This is a genomic window from Nostoc sp. PCC 9305 (assembly GCF_963920915.1).
In the GTDB taxonomy this organism is placed as follows: domain Bacteria; phylum Cyanobacteriota; class Cyanobacteriia; order Cyanobacteriales; family Nostocaceae; genus Nostoc.
Genome location: NZ_CAWUDN010000048.1, coordinates 1 through 20,893 on the forward strand (window position 1 = coordinate 1; position 20,893 = coordinate 20,893).

Sequence of the window (20,893 nt, forward strand, 5' to 3'; positions counted from 1 at the left end):
TCTGATTAACTCAGCCCTGCTGGGTCATTTTGTATGGCTTAGTCTAAACTCCAGAGAATTAATTACACAATGTCATTACGAATTGAGCAAAGCAGAATGTTCGCGTAGTCTTTTGTAGAGAAGATAAGTAATTCGCTTGCGGCTACCCACAACTGTGATTTGATAGCCAGAAAGCGTTCATCCGCTAATATTTAAAAATGCCACACTGCTTGACCAATTAACGGTTTGGTTGAGTAAGTAACGAATAAACAAATTTTTAATAGTCTGTATTTCCTCAGCAGTCAAATTTGCCGCCAGACGGTCGGAAAAACTTGGTCGATTAAGATTAGAAGTAAATAAACGCTTGATAAAATTATCCGAGATGTGCATTGGTGTCAAATACTGTTCAAGAACCACTTGTACGTAGTGTCCATTTGAAGCAAAAGCGTGGCGCAAATCGTCAGCGTCCCAGTTAAGCATGGGGTCAGAGGTATCTGTATAAATAGCTTCTTCCGCTAAAACTAATCGCTCATACAATTGAGTATCGAGATTTTGACTGGGCAGTAAGCGGTAAAACCTTTGGGTATGCCGAGGTACTGTCTCAGCTAAAATAAGCTTGACTGAGTGCGGGAGCAATTGACTTAAAATTTCAGCAGCAAGTCCCTTGTCTGATTCCGAGGCTAGTATATTGCGCCCGATAATAGAGTCAAACTGTACATTTGGGGCAAGAGATGCCAGCATTGCAGGTATCTGTGCAACAGATGCAGTAAAAACTATTGGTCGCATTGTTTCAGGAAGTGCCGCAGCTTGTTCAATTAAAGCATTGGCATCAGAGCGATCGCGAACACAGGCATAAACCCCACCTTCTGGAACTTGTCGGATTGCTTCCCAAGTAAGTAAACCAGTGGCGGCATTTAAATCTAATACTAAATGATGACGTTGTAATTGAGCGAAAGTGAAAATGCGATCGCGCACAGATGCTAATTGTGTACTTACCTGAGAAAGTGTGCGTTGCAACCAGCGCTCATCTGCTCGGTCAACAGTTCCATAAGTCATGATTTCTATTGGTGCAACACCAATACCTTCTACTATTGCAGCAAGTTGAGCTTCCCGACGACGTGCCACTTGTGTAGCGATTTGGTGTTCATAGCCTTGGGTTGATGGTTGGTAAAACAATTGACCTTGCAAGCTGGTGGGTAAATATTGCTGTTCTACCCAATGATCTCGATAAGCGTGAGGATAGAGATAACCCGCCCCATGTCCAAAACCTTTTTTATCCCGACTAGCATCTTTTAGATGAGTGGGAACTTCTGCAACATTCTCAATTTCTACTGCGGCTAAAGCATCAAAAAAACCCATCAGGCTATTGGACTTTGGTGCAGTTGCTAAATAAAGTACTGCCTGTGCCAAATGATAACGCCCTTCCGGCATCCCCACGCGATCGAATGCTTCGGCACAGGCATTTGTGACCACAACCGCTTGTGGATCGGCTAATCCGACATCTTCACTGGCCAGAATTAACATCCGACGGAAAATGAAACGCGGGTCTTCACCTGCATAAACCATTTTAGCCAACCAGTAGAGTGCTGCATCTGGGTCAGAACCTCGTAAGCTCTTGATAAAAGCACTGATGGTATCAAAATGGGCATCCCCTTCTTTGTCGTATAAAACAGCACGCTGTTGAATTGATTCTTCTGCCACTGCTAGGGGAATATGAATAACACCTGTAGCATCGGGAGGTGTAGTCTCTACAGCCAGTTGCAAAGCATTTAATAACGAACGAGCATCACCGTTAGCAACATTAACTAAATGATCTAAAGCATCTGCGTCAATTTGTACTGTTAACTTGCCATAACCGCGTTCCGAATCAGCTAGTGTTTGCTCAACAATTTTGTATAAATCTTTATCAGTTAATTGCTGAAGTTGAAAAATCCGCGAACGGCTGACAAGTGCTTTATTGACTTCAAAAAAAGGATTTTCGGTGGTAGCACCAATGAGAATGATTGTACCATTCTCTACCCAAGGCAATAGAGCATCTTGCTGAGACTTATTAAAACGATGGACTTCATCGACAAAAAGAATAGTTCGTTGGTTATGGAACTTGCGCTGTTGTTGGGCTATTTCAATTGCCGCTCGAATTTCTTTGACTCCCGAAAGTACAGCATTGATAGCGATGAAGTGAGCGCGGGTGCTGTTGGCAATAACCCGCGCTAAAGTAGTCTTGCCAGTCCCTGGTGGCCCAGAAAAGATTAATGAAGACAGTTGATCCAAGCTAATAGCACGCCGCAGTAGCCTTCCTTGTCCGATAATATGATCTTGACCAACAAATTCATCAAGTGTCCGGGGACGCATCCGAGCCGCTAGGGGTGCTTCTTCTTCAGTTATTTTTGCAAGATGCCGATCAAATAAATCCATTATTTAATTACTGCCAACTCTGATTTTTAAGAAAAATAAATTACTATCTCATTAATTCTGACAACATTTGCTCTAAAATTTCTTCGTCTAAGGAGTGCAGCATTGGTGGGCACTAAGAAATTCTTTGATCGCCCAAATCAAATCAATTGTCTTTTCTGAGAAATTCCTCATCGTAATGTTGCATACTCTATTGGCTGTCTCTTCTATCCACCGGAATGTTATTTATTCTTCAGGTTTTTGAGTATACATTCTATGCATATCTGAGAGTTGCAAGAATTTTTCATCTAAAATCCCAAATTGGTATGATTTATTTGTCGCAAGTCCCTGAGTATAATTCTGATACCAATTGAAAAAATCTAAAAGCCAGAATTCAAAAGTTACAACTTACGTAGTAAGGGTCTTAAACCCCTATAATTTATCCATTATAGGACTTACGCAAAAACCCTCTCAAACTCTCATTCCTCCGTGAACTCTGCGCCCTCTGTGGTTCGTTTTCCGTTACCCGTGCGTAAGGCCTACATTAGTAAGACTCCAATACAAGTAAGAGAATTCTGGCAAAGGTCGTTGGAGTGCGATCGCAGCAATTGATGAATCGGTGTTAAGTGCATGACAACAAACTTTTATCAGCCATGCACCATCAGTTTGGCGGGCATCATAAAAAAGCTAATTCCTAAAGAGGTTAGTCATGGGAACTCCTGATTCAGACGCACTGGTATTTTTTGGGGCAACAGGTGACTTGGCCTACAAGAAAATCTTCCCTAGCCTTCAGGCAATGGTACGACGAGGCAATCTCAATGTCCCAGTAATTGGGGTTGCCGGACGACCTTGGACGACGGAGCAACTTCGGGAAAGGGCACGTGATAGCCTAGAACATCATGGTGGTATAGATCGAGACGCATTTGAGAAACTTTCTGGTCTACTCCAGTACGTTGCTGGTGACTACAATAAACCAGAAACTTACGAAAAATTACGTCAAGCCCTTGGTGATGCTACTCATCCTCTATACTATCTGGCAATTCCACCAAGCCTGTTTGCACAAGTAGTATCAGGATTGGGCGAATCAGGGTGTGCTAAAAATGCGCGGGTGGTAATTGAAAAACCATTTGGACGGGATTTGAAATCAGCACGCGAGTTAAATCAAATTCTGGCATCAGTTTTTCCCGAATCAGCCATCTATCGCATCGACCATTACCTGGGCAAAGAACCACTGCTGAATTTACTCTATTTTCGATTTGCCAACTCTTTTCTCGAACCCATCTGGAATCGCAACTATGTTGAAAGCATCCAGATTGTGATGGCTGAGGACTTTGGCATTCAAGGAAGGGGGCGCTTCTATGAGGAGACTGGTGCAATTCGAGATGTAGTGGAAAATCATATGCTGCAAGTATTGGCTTCAGTGTGCATGGATGCTCCTGCCAGTACTGCTACCGATTCCATTCGGGATGAAAAAGAGCGTATTCTCAAAGCTATACCTTCAGTGCAACCCAATGAGATTATTCGCGGTCAATTTTCTGATTACCGCAACGAAGAAGGTGTTTCGCCTGACTCTCAAGTAGAAACTTTTGTTGCCGTGCGGTTATTTATTAATACGTGGCGGTGGTCAGGAGTTCCCATCTACATCCGGGCTGGGAAGAAATTGCCTGTTAAAACTACTGAAGTGATGGTCAAATTCAAATGTCCACCTTTAGATGTGTTCCAAGAAGGAGGAAAAGAAAACGCTAATTATGTTCGTTTTTTACTAGATCCAGAGGTAATTGTGGGATTGGGCGCTCGCACTAAAATCCCTGGAGAAAATATGATCGGCTCTGCGGTTGAACTCCTGGCCTTTTATGGGGGTGGCGACGAGATGGAACCCTATGAGCGTTTATTGGGTGACGCTATGCGAGGCGATCCCACCTTGTTTGTACGGGAAGATACTGTCGAAGAGGAATGGCGGATTGTCCAGTCAATTCTCGATAACGTCACACCTGTTTATGAGTATGAGCCAAATACATGGGGGCCACCTGAGTCAGATCAACTGCTCTTGCCAAAGGATCAGTGGTACAATCCCTTGTCTAGAGAGTAGTGTATATTACTCGTAATCTGAGCAATATCAAGGAATTTGGCGAGATGCGATAATTTTAATCATTTAAAAAGTATTTTTTGCGCATTTAGCAGGAGATAAGCTAAACCACATCTAGTTTGCATATCTAAAATTTATATAACTCTTGTGGGGTGGGCATCTTGCCCGCCGTAATTATGCAATTTAAATGTGGAACAGCTTACCGTTTATTTATCACCAAGAATGGAAGCGCCTGATGAAAGCTATTTTCAAACTAACCGCACAAGCAGTTGAACATGATTAGGCAATCCAAATGAAAAGACCTGGATTTATTGAGCGTCATCACCTGTGGACAGCAATCCAAAAAGAAGCATCTGAAAAGATCGAGGCTGTTGTCAAAGAACGGGATCTATTGTTGATTCGTACAGCTTGGTCAGACCAGCATGGGATTGTTCGCAGCAAATCGCTCTTACCCCAGACATTTTTCAGTGCCTTAGAAAACGGTATGCAAATCAGCACAGGGACATTCCTGTTTGATACTGGTGGTGCAATAGTATTTAACCCGTTTGTTCCTGGTGGTAGTTTAGATATGCCTTTGATGACAGGTGCGCCAAATCTTGTGGCTGTTCCTGACCCTGATACCTTCAAAATTCTCCCTTGGGCAAAACGTACTGGCTTTATTCTCTGTGACGAGTACTTTCAAAATGGTCAGGTAATGCCCTTTTCCAGTCGCGGTATTTTGCGCCAATCATTGGTAGAGTTACATCAAAGAGGATTGGAGCATATTGTCGGCTTAGAAGTTGAGTGGTATCTGGCAAAGTTAGAAGATCCGATGTTAGCGATCGCTAATGTTGGTACTTCTGGAAAACCTGGTGAACCTGCCAAAGTTAGCGCTGTAGAGCATAGCTTCCAATATCTTTTAGAATCACACAATCCAGAGATTCACGACTTGCTGCGCGTTCTGGCAGAAAACTTAGTTGAAATGGGATTGCCTTTAAGGAGTGTAGAAAACGAAGGAGGTGCGGGTCAATTTGAATTTACCTTTGACCCTATTCCGGCATTACAAGCTGCGGATACAATGATGATATTCCGAATGGCGACCAAGCAAATCTGCCGTCAACAAGGTTACATCGCATCATTTATGTGTCGTCCAGGATTGCAAGGTTCTTCTTCCAATGGCTGGCATTTGCACCAATCCCTTGTAGACGGAACCACAAGCGAGAACGCTTTCATGTCTGCAAACACCAAAACCCTAATGTCAGATTTAGGTAAACATTTCGTTGGTGGTCTTCTGAAACACGCCAATGCTGCTTCTGTGTTCACAACCCCGACAATTAACGGCTACAAAAGATTTAGGCCTTATTCTCTAGCTCCTGACCGTGCCGGATGGGGATTGGAAAACCGAGGGGCAATGATTAGATTACAAGGCGGTTATGATGACCCCACCACCCACATTGAAAACCGAGTTGGAGAACCAGCAGCTAATCCCTATCTATATATGGCATCGCAATTGATTTCTGGGTTAGATGGTGTAGATCGTAAAGTTGACCCTGGCTCCCCAACAGAGTCACCTTACGCTACAGAAAGTCCGTCCTTACCCAAAAGTTTGCCAGAGGCGATTTCATATTTGAGTCAAAGCGAACTTTTTTCTCAAAAAATGGGGCAGCAGTTCATCAACTTCATTATAAAGATGAAACAGAGTGAAATTAATCGCTTTTTGCAGTCCGTCGCCGATCGGCTACCAGAAGACTATTTAAAACAGGTTACTAACTGGGAGCAAAGAGAATATTTTGAATTATTTTGAAGTGAATAATTCTTGAAAACTTCGCGCTTTTAAAGATGATTATTAAGATGTTGAAGTGAATCTTTTGACAATTGCCTGAACCTTACTAATTACTTCAGCTTTGACGCTTATTTATTTCTCTTTGGGCTGATTTTTCTTTTGCTCTCCGATTACTGAATCGGTATTCTAGCGTTCATGCACCCTTCGGGAAGCAAGCTAAACGGAGCGTCTTTGAAAGACAAGTGTGCCGTAGGTATCACTCTATTATTAGGCAATCCCTAACTCAGTTTATAGTTGAATAATAATGATAATCAAACTGCAAGGAGTGAAACGAGCGTCGCTCGTTGCACTCCTCCTATTTACTACACGATAATTATTAATAAAAAAACTTGAATATTAAAAGTGAAGGATAAGCTAGATAATCATGTTTGAAGTATATCAATAATTAAAGCTTTATTTTTAATTTTAAATAATAATATATATTTTTTCCAAGTATAACTTTAGATTATCAAAGTTTAAAATTTTATGAAATATTTCTTAACTGTCTTAACTGTCTTAACTGTCTTAACTGTCCTTGCATTCTCATGAACAATCTGAAATATTAAAAGTGTGAAGTAAACTGATATAGCAATCTTAATCGAATTGTGAGAGAATACGTAGATTTAACATCAAGGCTAAAAGTAACATTTACATGTTGAGCGATCGCTCTCTTAACCACAATTTATGAACCTGACGTTTCCAAGCCAGTATGACTTCGTACCACGCTATTTCCGGCTAGCTATTGCTAATGTTTTGTCGAATATCATGGTACCACTGGCTAATTTAATTAGCATTATCTTCTTAGGTCATCTCTCGGAAATCAAACACTTTGCTGGAGTCGCGCTCGCTGTAAACCTGCTTAACTTTATCTACTTCGTTTTACTCTTTTTACGCATGGGAACTACTGGAGTAACAGCGCAAGCAGTCGGACGAGATGACCGAGAAGGTATGTTGTTGGTAGGACTGCGTAATGGTTTAATTGCTTTGGTGCTAGGTATCGCGCTCATACTCTTGCAGTACCCTTTGGGAGAGCTTGGGTTTGCCCTACTAAATGCTACCCCGGATATAAAATCTTCAGCTCAAGCCTATTTAAATACCCAAATTTGGGGAGCGCCTGCGATTTTGCTCAATTTTGTCCTACTAGGTTGGTTACTAGGACGGGAAAAAAGTGTTTTAGTTGTGCTATTGTCAGTCATTAGTAATGGAGCCAAAATCGCACTTGACTACCTGTTTATAGTTTATCTGGGATGGGAGAGTACGGGTGCAGGAGTTTCTTTTGCGACAAGCCAATATCTGTCGTTATTGGTGGGATTGATATTTTTTTGCACAGAATTCAAGTGGTTTGAGGTAAGAGCAGTAGCTGGAAAAATATGGGATATCCCAGCTATAAAATCTAACTTGACTCTCAATGGAAACATCTTTATCAGCAATTTGGTTATTCTGTTTACCTCTTTAATATTTAACTATCAAGGAGCGCAGATGGGAACGATGATTTATGCTCAAAATACCTTGCTGATGTTAATAAGCAGTTTGAATATCTATTTTGTAGAAGGACTGGGATTCGGTACAGAAACTTTGGTCGGAAACTTTAAAGGAAAAGGCACTTTACAACAGTTAGCACCCGTTGCTGGTGTTTCTGTCTTAACTGCTCTGCTGGTAGGACTGTTTTTCGGCGGAGTGTGTGTGCTATTTCCCGATACTGTTTTTAGCTTGTTAACTAACCATACTGAAGTTGTCTCTAACATAGATACTTTTATTCCCTGGTTGCTACTCGTTCTGGTATTTGGTTCAATAGGCTTCACCTTGGAAGGATACTTTTTGGGTTTGACACAAGGACATATTCTCCGTAATGTTAGCTTGATAGCTTTTGCAGTAGGGTTTGTGCCTGCGGGTTTTGCTGCTATTAAGTTTTCGAGTAACCATATCTTGTGGTTGACTTTATCTTTGTTCTATGCAATCAGAATGGTGATGCTGGTGGCCAGCTTACCTACTACATTTGTCCTTGATGTTGAGGATGGTGATGCCTCCCTCCCAGCTTTAGACAGATAGCATAAGCAAAAATGAGTGAGTGTGCCTATGCTTAAACGAAAAGACAACCCAGTTTGGATGATAAATTAGCAATGCAGAGCAATTCTTCTTTGGAAAAGTACCCACAACTAACAAAGGAAGCAGAATTATTTCCCCTTTCCTACGGTCAACAAGCGATGTGGTTTCTCTACCAGATAGCACCCCAGAGCATCGCTTACAATCTCTATACCACAGTGCGGATCGGCTCAGAGTTAGACTTGCGGGCATGGCATCGAGCTTGGCTCCAGATTGTAGAACGTCATCCTATCCTGCGAACTACTTATACACAGCATCAAGGTCAACCTATTCAAGTCGTTCACCCATCCCAAGAAGTGGATGTTAAGGCAACAGATGCAACTTCATGGAACTTAGACTACTTGAAGCAGCAAATTCTGGCAGAAGCTGACCGTCCCTACAATTTGGAAACAGACCCAATGCTGCGGGTACATCTGTTTACACTGTCAGCGACCGAACACGTCCAATTGCTAGCCATGCACCACATTGCTGGGGATATGTGGTCTTTTGACATATTATTAAACGAATTCCAACTTTTATATGCCAATGAAGCAAAAACATTGCCTCAAGCTTCCTTACAGGTTATTGAAAATTCAGATATTTCAAATTCTAAAATAGATAATATCCTCCCCCTTCCCAGGCTATCATACACAGATTATGTGCGTTGGCAGACCGAGATGTTGGCAAGTTCTCAAGGTGAGAAACTCTCGGCATACTGGCATAAGCAATTAGTCGGTGAATTGCCGCTTTTAGATTTGCCTATAGATAAACTGCGACCAAGTGTGCAGACTTACTGTGGAGCAACACATACAATTAAGTTAGACGAAGAATTGCTCCAAAGGCTGAGAAAGTTGTCAGAATGTGAAAAAACCAGCCTTTATAGAATTTTCCTCGCTGCCTTTTTCGTACTGTTTTACCGCTTATCGGGTCAAGAAGATATCCTCGTAGGCTGTCCGGTGGCGGGTCGGTCAGGTCGAGAGGAGTTTGAAGGTATTGTCGGCTACTTCACAGACCCTGTGGTTTTGCGGGGAAATTTGGCGGAGAATCCTACCTTTAAAGAATTTCTCGCTCAAGTACGTCGCACAGTTTCTGAGGCTAAGAAGCATCAAGATTATCCTTTTCCCTTATTAGTAAAAGAGCTTCTGCCTGAGAGAGATTCTAGCCGTCCCCCTCTGTTCCAAGTTTCCCTAACTTGGCAAAAGCATCGCTGGTACGAGAATAGCCAAAAATCATCTTTGGTGATGTCGCCATACATGATAGAAGGACATCAACGGGGAGCAGCATTTGACATAGATTTAGCAATTATTGAAGCTGGTAGTGAAGTTCATCTTTGTTGGCAATACAACACTGATTTGTTTGATGCTGATACTGTAAAACGAATAGCCGGAAATTATCAAACTTTACTATTGGGCATCTTAACCAATCCAGAACAAAGGATTGCAGATTTGCCATTGTTGACCGAGGCGGAACAATACCAATTGTTAGTTGAGTGGAACAATACAAAAAAAGATTATCCATTAGATAAATGTATTCATCAATTATTTGAAGAGCAAGTAATAAAAACGCCCGACGCTGTAGCGGTGGAGTTGGAAGGAGAGCAACTGACTTACCAGGAGTTAAATAAACGAGCAAACCAACTTGCACACTATCTGCAAAAACTGGGTTTGAATCCAGAAGTGTTAGTAGGGATTTGTGTAGAGCGATCGCCACTCACGATCATCGGATTATTGGGAATTCTCAAAGCAGGTGGTGCTTACGTACCTCTAGATCCAGCCTATCCTGCCGATCGCCTAGCATATATGTTGAATGATTCTCAGGCGCAGGTGTTGGTAACTCAACAATCGCTAATCAATGCAATTCCGAATACTGGCTCAAAAGTAATCTGTTTAGATACAGATTGGGATTTAATCAGCACTCAAACCGAGAAAAACCCACAGACTGAGGTAAAAGCCAGTAATTTGGCTTATGTGATTTACACCTCTGGATCTACAGGTAAACCCAAAGGAGTGATGATTGAACATCGTTCCTTGGTGAATTTCAGCCAATCAGTCAGAGATAAGTATGAGATGAGCCAGAGCGATGCCTGCGGCGGGCAAAGCCAACGCGTCCTCCAATTTTCATCGCTTAGTTTTGACGCAGCTGTTGAAGAAATCTATCCTTGTCTAATCTGTGGTGCAACCCTAGTGTTGCGTACTGCCGAGATGTTGAGTTCTATCTCCACATTTATACAGAAGTGCCGGGAATGGCAGCTAACAGTATTGATGGTGGGAACAGCGTACTGGAATCAGTTAATTTCTGAATTAACAACAACAAATCAAACCCTACCGACCTCAGTACGACTGTTGTCTATTGGGTCAGAAAAATGGCTACCAGAAAAATTGAAGCTGTGGCAGCAGTATATGGACGAGCGATCGCGTCTCCATAATGTAGCCAAACCCCCACTATTGATGAACGGATACGGCCCGACGGAAGGAACAGTATTGTCAACGGTATACGACTTATCGCAGCTGGTTATAGAGGATACGCGATCGCGTCAATTGATTGGTACAGCTTTTGATAATGTGCAAACCTACATCCTCGATAGTTCCCTGCAACCAGTCCCCATCGGTGTACCAGGGGAATTGCATATTGGCGGTGTCGGTTTAGCCAGAGGTTATCTCAACCGCCCAGATTTAACAGATGCGAAATTTATTCCCAACCCCTTCAACAAATCAGAACGTCTCTACAAAACAGGGGATTTGGCTCGTTATTTACCCGACGGCAATATCGAGTTTCTGGGTCGAATTGACAATCAAGTGAAGGTGCGGGGCTTTCGGATTGAACTAGGGGAAATTGAAACCGTATTGATCTCACATCCGCAAGTATCAGAAGCAGTAGTCATAGATTTAGAAGATATTCCGGGGTCAAAACGCTTAGTCGCTTATGTAGTAACTCGCGCCCCAGAAATCAAAAATCAATTCCGCTCCTTCCTGAAACAGAAGTTGCCAGACTACATGATACCTTCTGCCTTTGTGATATTAGATGCCCTACCGCATACTCCTAATGGCAAGGTCGATCGCCGCGGACTTCCTCAGCCTGACCAAACTAGACCTGATATAGAAGCAAATTACGTAGCACCTCAAACTGAGGTGGAGCGAACCATTGCTGCTGTTTGGCAAGAGGTGCTTCACTTAGAAAATATAGGCATCCACGACAACTTCTTTCAAATCGGTGGTCATTCTCTGCTCGCCACCCAAATCATATCTCGACTAAGCCAAGTCTTTCAGATGAATCTGTCCGTACTCACTTTATTTGAAGCACCAACCATAGCTAGCTTTGCCGAGTATTGTGAGATAGTCCGGGGGAAAGTGCAAGGATTACAGGATTCTTCTGATACATCTGATGGTGAGTACGAGGAGATCGAGGTATGAATATATATAAATTTCTGTCTCACCTGCGTAGTTTAGATGTAAAACTCTTTCTTGATGGTGAGAAGCTACGATGCAAAGCCCCCAAAGGAGTTTTGACACCCGAACTGCAAGCTCAGATAGCTGAACGCAAAGCAGAGATTCTGGCATTTCTACACCAGGACACTGTTTCAGTAATCAAGCCAGTTAGTAGGGCGGAAAATCTACCCCTTTCCTTTGCACAAGCGAGGTTGTGGTTCCTTGACAAATTACAGCCAGATAGTGGGTTTTACAACATCCCCATCGCCTGGCGTTTTAGCGGTCAACTCAACGTAGTTGCCCTACAGTCAAGCCTTAACGAAATTATCCGCCGTCACGAAGCCTTACGCACAAACTTTGTAACACAAGAAGAGCGACCCGTTCAGGTTATTGCTGCAACTCTTTCTCTGCAACTAGAAATCGTAGACTTGCTTCATCTGCCTCAAACAGAGCGAGAAGTCGAGATGCAACGATTAGTTACAGTTGAAGCAGTACGACCATTTGACCTAGAGCGAGAACCTTTAGTACGTGCCACCCTCTTACAGGTTGGCTCAACAGAGTATTTCTTTATACTAACAGCCCACCACATTATTTTTGATGGTTGGTCAACAGGCGTATTTGTCCAAGAGTTGATCGCGCTCTACACTGCATTTTGTACTGACAAATCTCCCCAAAAAGTTGTTGTACCAGAATTACCAATACAGTATGCCGACTTTGCTGTTTGGCAACGGCAGTGGTCGGAACAAGAGATGCTTGCACAGTTATCTTATTGGAAGCAACAACTTCAAGGCGCTCCCACCTTACTAGAACTTCCCACCGACAGACCAAGACCTGCCATCCAAACAAACCGGGGAAGACATCAACAATTTATACTTCCTCTGGAGCTAGGTGAGGCGATCGCTAATCTCAGCAAGCGTGTGGGCGTTACGCCGTTCATGACGTTTTTTGCAGCATTTGTTACCTTGCTTTATCGCTACACAGGGGAAAAGGACATCGTAGTAGGTACACCGATTGCTGGTCGCAATCGTCCAGAAATAGAAGGGATAATTGGTCTTTTTGTCAATACTTTAGTGCTGCGTACTGATTTTTCTGGCAACCCCAGTTTTGAGCAGTTGCTGATTAGGGTGCGGGAAGTAGCAGTGCAAGCTTATGCTCATCAAGACCTGCCTTTTGAGAAATTGGTAGATGCCTTACAACCTGTGCGTTCCTTAAGTCACTTACCGTTGTTTCAGGTGATGTTCGATCTCCAAAATGTTCCCATACCATCTTTGGATTTGCCTGAGATCGCTGTAAGTTCACTTCCCATAGAAACGGGAATAGCAAAGTTCGATTTGGCTTTATCAATTGAGCATACCTCTTCTTTATTGATAGCCGAATGGGAATACAACAGCGACCTGTTTGATGATGCAACCATCGCTCGCATGGCTGGAAATTTCCAGACTTTGCTGGCAGGAATTGTAGCGAATCCACAGCAGCCTATTTCCCAATTACCACTGCTAACAGAAGTTGAGCAACATCAATTGTTAGTGGAGTGGAACAATACAAAAAAAGATTATCCATTAGATAAATACATCCATCAATTATTTGAAGAGCAAGTCAGAAAAACGCCCGACGCTTTTGCGGTGGAGTTGGAAGGGGAAAAACTGACTTATCAGGAGTTAAACAAAAAAGCAAACCAACTAGCACACTATCTGCAAAAAATGGGTGTGAATCCAGAAGTGTTAGTGGGGATTTGTGTAGAGCGATCGCCGTTAATGCTCATCGGGTTGTGGGGAATTCTCAAAGCCGGTGGTGCTTATGTACCTCTAGATCCCGCCTATCCTGCCGAGCGTTTGGCTTATATGTTGAATGATTCTCAAGCTAAGGTGCTGCTCACTCAACGGCAGTTGGTGGACTCATTGCCAAATACGGGAGCAAAGACGATTTGCTTAGATAGCGACTGGGATTCGATCGGTGCTGAAAGCGAAGAAAATCCACCCACTCAGGTTAAAGGCAATAATTTAGCTTACGTAATTTATACTTCAGGTTCTACGGGTAAACCGAAAGGGGTAATGATTGAACATCGGTCTTTAGTGAATTTTGTCCAAGCGGCAAGAGATGAGTATGGGATAAACGATCGCGATCGCGTCCTGCAAGCTGCATCAATTAGTTTTGATCCAGCAGGCGAAGAAATCTATCCCTGTCTAATCAGTGGTGCAACACTAGTGCTGCGGACTGCTGATATGTTGAGTTCTATCCCCATATTTTTGCAGAAATGCTGGGAATGGAAGCTAACAGTCTTGATATTGGTAACAGCTTACTGGAATCAGTTAACTTCTGAATTAGCAGCAACAAATCAGATCCTACCGACCTCAGTACGACTGTTTGCGACTGGAGGGGAAAAATGGCTACCAGAAAAATTGAAGTTGTGGCAACAGTGTATGGACGAGCGATCGCGTCTCCATAATTTAAAAGAACCACCGCTATTGATTAACGGATACGGCGCTACAGAAGCAACGATATTCACAACAGTGTATAAATTATCGCAGCTAGTGCTAGACGATACACGACCACAGCAACTGATTGGTAGACCTATTGGTAATACACAAACCTATATTTTAGATAGCGAACTGCAACTCGTTCCCATTGGTGTACCAGGCGAATTGCATATTGGCGGTGTGGGTTTAGCCAGAGGTTATCTCAACCGCCCAGATTTAACAGATGCGAAATTTATTCCTCACCCCTTCAACAAATCAGAACGTCTCTATAAAACAGGGGATTTGGCTCGTTATTCACCCGACGGTAACATCGAGTTTTTGGGTCGAATTGACAATCAAGTGAAGATTCGGGGCTTTCGGATCGAATTAGAGGAAATTGAAACTGTATTGATCTCACATCCGCAAATATCAGAAGCAGTAGTCATAGATTTAGAAGATATTCCGGGGTCAAAACGCTTAGTGGCTTATGTAGTAACTCGCACCCCGGAAATCAAAAATCAATTGCGTTCCTTCCTGAAACAGAAGCTACCAGACTACATGATACCTTCTGCCTTTGTGATTTTAGATGCTATACCGCTTACCCCCAATGGTAAGGTAGATCGACGCGCCCTACCGACACCTGATACAGCACGTCATGAACTAGAAACAGAGCTAGTAGCACCGCGCACAGAGTCTGAAGAAATACTAGCCAAAATCTGGCGTGAGGTGCTGCATCTTGAGCAAGTTGGCATTCATGACAACTTCTTTGAACTGGGTGGAGATTCCATTCTCAGCATTCAGATTATTTTTAAAGCCAAACAGGCTGGACTGCAACTAACTGCCAAGCAGATATTTCAACATCAAGCGATCGCAGAATTGGCAACAGTGACTAACATTACTCAAACGGTGACGGCAGAACAAGGGCTGGTAACTGGGTTATTACCTCTGACACCCATTCAGCAATGGTTTTTTGAACAAAATTTCCCAGAACCTCATCACTTCAACCAGTCGTTCCTACTAGAAGTAACGCAAACACTAGACCCCACCCTGTTGTCGCAAGTGGTGCAACAATTATTGTTACATCATGATGCACTACGCTTACGTTTTGTGCAGTCTGACTCAGATTGGCAACAGATTAACACTAGTCCTGATGATACTATTCCTTTTTCCCATGTAGACTTATCAGCAATCCCAGAGGTAGAACAAAAAGCTGCCATTGAAGCGGCTACTGCTTCCCTACAAACTAGCTTGAACCTTTCTGCTGGGCCAATAATGCAAGTAGCCTTTTTTACGCTAGGTGCTGATAAACCCAGTCGATTACTCATAATCATCCATCACCTAGCAGTAGACGGCGTTTCTTGGCGGATTTTGTTAGAGGATTTGGAAACAGCTTACCAACAACTCAGTCGCGGCGAAAAGATTCAGCTTCGCTCTAAGACAACATCTTTTAAACACTGGGCTGAGAAACTGACTGCTTACGCCCACTCAGATATTGCAAAGCAAGAACTGAATTATTGGCAAGGCATTTCACGCACGCAGATAAACCGTTTACCAGTTGACTATGCCTTGGGTGCAAACACTGTGGTATCTAGCCGCATTGTATCGGTGTCGCTCTCATCTGAGGAAACCCGCGCTCTGTTGCAGGAAGTTCCCAAAGCTTATAAAACTCAGATCAATGATATCTTGCTGACTGCTTTGGTGCAGACTTTAAGTAACTGGACTGGTAGTAACTCTGTGTTGCTTGACCTTGAAGGTCATGGGCGGGAAGATATTTTTGACGATGTAGACTTATCGCGGACAGTTGGTTGGTTTACGACGATCTTCCCCGTACTTTTAGAGTTAAAAGCAACAGATAATCTGCGAGATGCAATTAAGTTTATCAAAGAACAACTTCGTGCCGTACCAAAGCGGGGTATTGGTTACGGTGTGTTGCGCTATTTGAGTAGGGATGCAGAAATTACCTCTCAGATATCTGCATTACCACAACCAGAAGTAAGTTTTAACTACCTGGGACAATTCGATTGGGGAACGCAAGCAAATTCTTTCTGCAAACTAGCCTCCGAATCAGTGGGTGCAGAACACAGTCCACTTGAAAGTTGCGATCGCCTGCTAGAGATCAACGGACTCGTAGTAGAGGGACAGTTACAGCTAGACTGGACATACAGCGAGAATTTCCACCAACGTAGCACCATTGAAAATCTCGCTGAAGATTTTGTGATTAGTTTGCGATCGCTAATTGCTCATTGTTTATCTGCTGATGTATCTGAACAGACCAGTCAAAGCCTCGCTCGACAAATTAATAATTCCCAGCCTGCGCCCCTACATTTATTAGAACTGCCACAGGAGATATTAGAGTTACTGCCAGACGATACAGAATCGGCATATCCTCTTGCCAAAATGCAGGAGTTTATGTTGCATCATTACTCGAATGACCATCAAAAAATGGGGGTTTACCACGGACAGGAATCATCCGATATATATGATGACAATCTTTCTTTAGATGCCTTTAAGCAAGCTTTCAAACTTCTGGTAGAAAAACACCCAATTTTTAGAACGGTGTTTATTATTCAGAATGGCAAACCAGTATGTCAGGTGGTTAAAAAGAATCTGAGATTTTCGATCAACGAGGAAGACATTAGCAACCTCAATCCAGATGATCAGGAAAACTACATTGATGCATTTGTCAAGCAAGATAGACAAAATTTATTTAACGTTGAAAACCCCAATCAACCACTTTTTCGAGCCTGGATTTTTCAGAAAGCCAAAAATAGATTTGAATTCTTCACGTCAATTCATCACGCCATTACAGACGGCTGGAGTAGCATTGAATTTCTCAACCAACTGTATGAGTTATATTCTGCCATTAAGAAGAAAGAAGAAATAACAGTATCCTCTATCGCTAATGTGTACAAAGAATTTGTTGCTTTGGAGAAAGAGATAATTGGCTCACTAGACGCATCAAATTTCTGGAAGCTTCACTTAGAAAACTATACATATAAACCATTGCAGCCGTTAACCACTTCAGGAGCTCAAGTAGAAGCTGTTGCTGAAGAATATAATTTAGGCTCAGAAATCATTGCTGATTTACAGCAATTCTGTAGAAGATTGAAAGTTTCACCAAAAGCAATTTTCCTGAGTACCTACCTTGACCTCATTGGTACTGTGATGAAAGAAAACAGAGTTTCTGTAGGAGTCATTTCCAATGGTAGGACAGAAAAATTATCCGATCCGTTCGGTGCTTTGGGTTTGTTCTGGAATATTGTTCCGTTTTGTCAATCAATTACAGAAGATAAAGCCGTACAAATTAAAAATGTCCAGCAATCTCTAATTGATATCGAACCTTATGTTAGGTATCCACTTCTGCAAATTATGTCAGACCAACAGTTAAAATATAATGCTGAGGCAGAGTTATTTTTCGCTACGTTTAATTTTGTGCAGTTCCATAATGCTAAAAACATTTCTGATTATCCTGGTTTGAAAGTAAACAGGAGAAGGTTTCATGATAAATTCAACTTCCCTTTAAATTATGTTGTGTCGCTGGAATCAGTTTCAGGAAATGCCAGCATACATGTAGAATACGATCGGATGTATTTTAATAGTCAAGATATTCGTTCAACGCTGCAAAATTATCTTGAAATATTAAAACATACAATAAATAGCAGGTGAAAGAATTACTATTTATAACTGAATACTTTCACTCGCATTCTCTGAGATTCAAAATATAAAATCTCATTCCCTATTCCTGACCAAAATTTGCAATACCGGGACTGACAAGATGAAAACCCTAATCATTGATAACTATGACTCTTATACCTTTAATCTTTACCAATTAATTGCAGAAGTCAATGGAGAGTATCCCACTGTAATTTATAACGATCAATTTGCATGGAGTGAACTCAAACAGTGGGAATTTGACAACATTGTAATTTCACCAGGGCCCGGCCGTCCTGAGAACTCAAAAGATTTTGGAATTTGTCGTCCAGCTATTCAAAATGCCCAAATACCGCTTCTAGGCGTTTGTCTTGGACATCAGGGGCTTGGTCATGGGTATGGAGGAAAAGTTATTCATGCGCCTGAAGTTCGGCATGGTCGGCTCAGTAAAATTTATCACACTGAAACTGATTTGTTTGCGGGAATTCCTTCTCCATTCTCTGTTGTGCGCTACCATTCCTTGCTAGTTGCAGATGATCTACCAGACTGTTTAGAAAAAGTAGCGTGGACAGATGACAACCTGATCATGGGAATGCGTCATCGATCTTTACCGCTATGGGGTGTGCAGTTTCATCCAGAGTCAATCTGCACTGAATATGGACATACCTTATTGGAGAATTTTAAAGAGATTACCCTAAAATTTGCCCAAGAGCGCGGCAAAACTCCAATAAAACAGTATTGGACAGGAGATAGCAAAGCTGCTCCCATACCTGCGAGTTCTTCTAGTCAAAAACAGCAGCAAAAATTTGAACTTTGCACGCGCAAGCTAAATCTGAGTCCTGATACTGAGCAGATGTTTGTGCATTTGTTTGGCAAATCACCGAATGCATTCTGGCTAGACAGCAGTCGTGTTGAACTTGGTCTTTCTCGTTTCTCGTTTATGGGAGATAGCAGTGGCGACAACAGTCTGCTGATTCGTTATCAGACCCTAACGCAGGAACTCACGGTTACACAGTCTCACACCGTAAGCTTCAGGAAACAGGGGATTTTCGAGTATCTCAAGCGGGAACTGGAACAGCGACACTGCTCATCTGAGGAGCTACCCTTCGATTTCAACTGCGGGTTTGTGGGTTACTTTGGGTATGAATTAAAGGCAGAATGTGGATCTAAATTAAAATATCCTTCTAGCTTACCCGATGCCATGTTTTTGTTGGCCGATCGCACGATCGCAATTGACCACCAAGAGCAAACCCTCTATCTGCTTTGCCTAGTTCAGCAGGGAAAAACAACCTCAGCAGAAGCCTGGTTTGAATCGATCGAACAACAGATTGAGAACCTTCCTCCCCTGTCGCCGATTGTTCCTGAGAAGAAACAAACACCTGTAATTTTTCGATTAAGTCGATCGGAAAAAACTTATCTGAATGATATTGAAAAATCATTGCAGGAAATTCACGAAGGCGAAACTTATCAAGTTTGTTTGACAAACCAGATTCATACAGATACCACACCCGATCCACTGGAATTTTATCGGACATTACGCCAGATAAATCCTGCGCCATACTCTGCATTTTTACGCTTTGGCGATGTAGCGATCGCTTGTTCATCTCCAGAGCGATTTCTACGCATCGATCGCCAAGGTTGGGTGGAAACAAAGCCCATCAAAGGGACTCTACCACGAGGAAAAACACCAGAAGAAGATTTTATCCTGCGTGAAAGATTACGCAACAGCGAAAAAGATCGAGCGGAAAATCTGATGATTGTAGATTTGCTCCGCAACGATCTGGGACGGGTATGTGCAGTTGGTACTGTGCATGTTCCGAAATTGATGGATGTAGAAACCTATGCGACGGTGCATCAACTGGTGACGACGATTCGCGGTCAATTACGTGCCGGGATGAGCGCCACAGACTGTATTCGTAATGCTTTCCCCGGTGGTTCTATGACAGGCGCTCCTAAGCTCAGAACCCTTGAGATTATCAATCGATTAGAGCAGGAAGCACGGGGAGTTTATTCAGGAGCGATCGGCTTTTTGGGATTGAATGGTTCAGCTGATTTGAATATTGTCATTCGTACTGCTGTGCTGACAACCGAGCAAACCTCAATTGGCGTTGGCGGTGGTATTGTGGCGCTTTCCGATCCCCAGATGGAGTTTCAAGAAATACTGCTGAAAGCAAAGGCATTGATTCATGCCATGATACTCACAACTCATGGAGCTTTTGATGCCAATCAATATCACATCCAAGGAATAGAAACAGAAGTTTCTGATAGCTATCAAAAAGTGCAAGCATAGGTGCTTAAAAATTCAAAATTCAAAATGAAATTTAATTCAAGTAATTCCAAAACTTCTTGGATTTTGTGAGCAGTTGGCAATACTTTTTGATCGGGTAAACGATTGGATTCTCCTTCACAGATTATCGTCATGAATAAACAACTAATTTTCGCAACACTAGGGCCATCTGGCACTTGCCATGAGCGAGCAACTAAAGCTTACATTGCATTTCAGGAATTGCCTAATGCAAAAGTAGAACTGTTCAACGATCTTTTAGAAGCACTGGAGCAACTACATGATGGTAAAGTTGACTTTATCATTCAAAACTCTGCTCATCCTAAAGTGTATGAATTAACAGAAAAGTACTTTCGAGAAGTATTCGTAATTGATAGCTTCTTATGTCCAACTACCCCTATGGGAGTGCTAACTCGTCGTGATGTAGAACATCCTCGTAGTTTAGGACTAATGCCGGCTACCCAGGCTTATGTCAAGACAGAACGCTGGGATAAATTAATCTATGAAACAGCAAAGCCCATAGTAGGACAAAACTTACTAGCAGGTAAGTATGATAGCGGGATCGCAGCTTTAAAATTTGCCGAAGAAAATCCCGACATTTTAGTAGTTGATGAAGTTATTGGCTCTGTCCAAACGGCTTGGCTCGTATATGGTCGCCAGAAAAATCAACAGCAGGGAGTGATTGGCATCAAAAATTCCCAACTTTTCCAATTAGAACTTGCTCATGCATAATTAATT

General features: G+C 42.5%; 8 protein-coding genes. 7 read left to right on the forward strand and 1 reads right to left on the reverse strand.

The window, feature by feature from the left end; translation table 11 throughout:
• Positions 1–177: 177 nt before the first annotated feature.
• Complete coding sequence (locus ACM0OX_RS18705) at positions 178–2,394, reverse strand: AAA family ATPase (RefSeq protein ID WP_414516563.1); 2,217 nt, start codon at positions 2,392–2,394, stop codon at positions 178–180.
• 685 nt (positions 2,395–3,079) lie between these two features.
• Between ACM0OX_RS18705 and zwf the strand changes: the two genes are divergently transcribed.
• The 7 genes from zwf to ACM0OX_RS18740 all read left to right on the forward strand — a co-directional run bounded on the left by zwf (position 3,080) and on the right by ACM0OX_RS18740 (position 20,887).
• Entirely contained in the window at positions 3,080–4,459 is a 1,380-nt protein-coding gene (gene zwf / locus ACM0OX_RS18710) for a glucose-6-phosphate dehydrogenase (RefSeq protein WP_414516564.1), read from the forward strand.
• Positions 4,460–4,748: 289 nt separating this feature from the next.
• On the forward strand, positions 4,749–6,239 hold the full coding sequence (locus tag ACM0OX_RS18715) for a glutamine synthetase family protein (protein WP_414516565.1): 1,491 nt from the start codon (positions 4,749–4,751) through the stop codon (positions 6,237–6,239).
• A 702-nt stretch (positions 6,240–6,941) separates the two neighbouring features.
• Complete coding sequence (gene gntT / locus ACM0OX_RS18720; protein WP_414516566.1) at positions 6,942–8,306, forward strand: guanitoxin biosynthesis MATE family efflux transporter GntT; 1,365 nt, start codon at positions 6,942–6,944, stop codon at positions 8,304–8,306.
• A gap of 71 nt (positions 8,307–8,377) precedes the next feature.
• Complete coding sequence (locus ACM0OX_RS18725) at positions 8,378–11,749, forward strand: non-ribosomal peptide synthetase (protein WP_414516567.1); 3,372 nt, start codon at positions 8,378–8,380, stop codon at positions 11,747–11,749.
• Positions 11,746–17,886 (forward strand): amino acid adenylation domain-containing protein, encoded by a 6,141-nt coding sequence (locus tag ACM0OX_RS18730; RefSeq protein WP_414516568.1) that lies wholly within the window; start codon positions 11,746–11,748, stop codon positions 17,884–17,886. The genes ACM0OX_RS18725 and ACM0OX_RS18730 overlap by 4 nt, the downstream gene beginning before the upstream one ends.
• Before the next feature lie 109 nt (positions 17,887–17,995).
• On the forward strand, positions 17,996–20,161 hold the full coding sequence (gene pabB / locus ACM0OX_RS18735; protein ID WP_414516569.1) for an aminodeoxychorismate synthase component I: 2,166 nt from the start codon (positions 17,996–17,998) through the stop codon (positions 20,159–20,161).
• Positions 20,162–20,290: 129 nt separating this feature from the next.
• The gene (locus ACM0OX_RS18740; RefSeq protein WP_414516570.1) at positions 20,291–20,887 is read left to right on the forward strand and encodes a hypothetical protein; all 597 of its coding nucleotides are present in this window, start codon (positions 20,291–20,293) and stop codon (positions 20,885–20,887) included.
• Positions 20,888–20,893 lie beyond the last annotated feature (6 nt).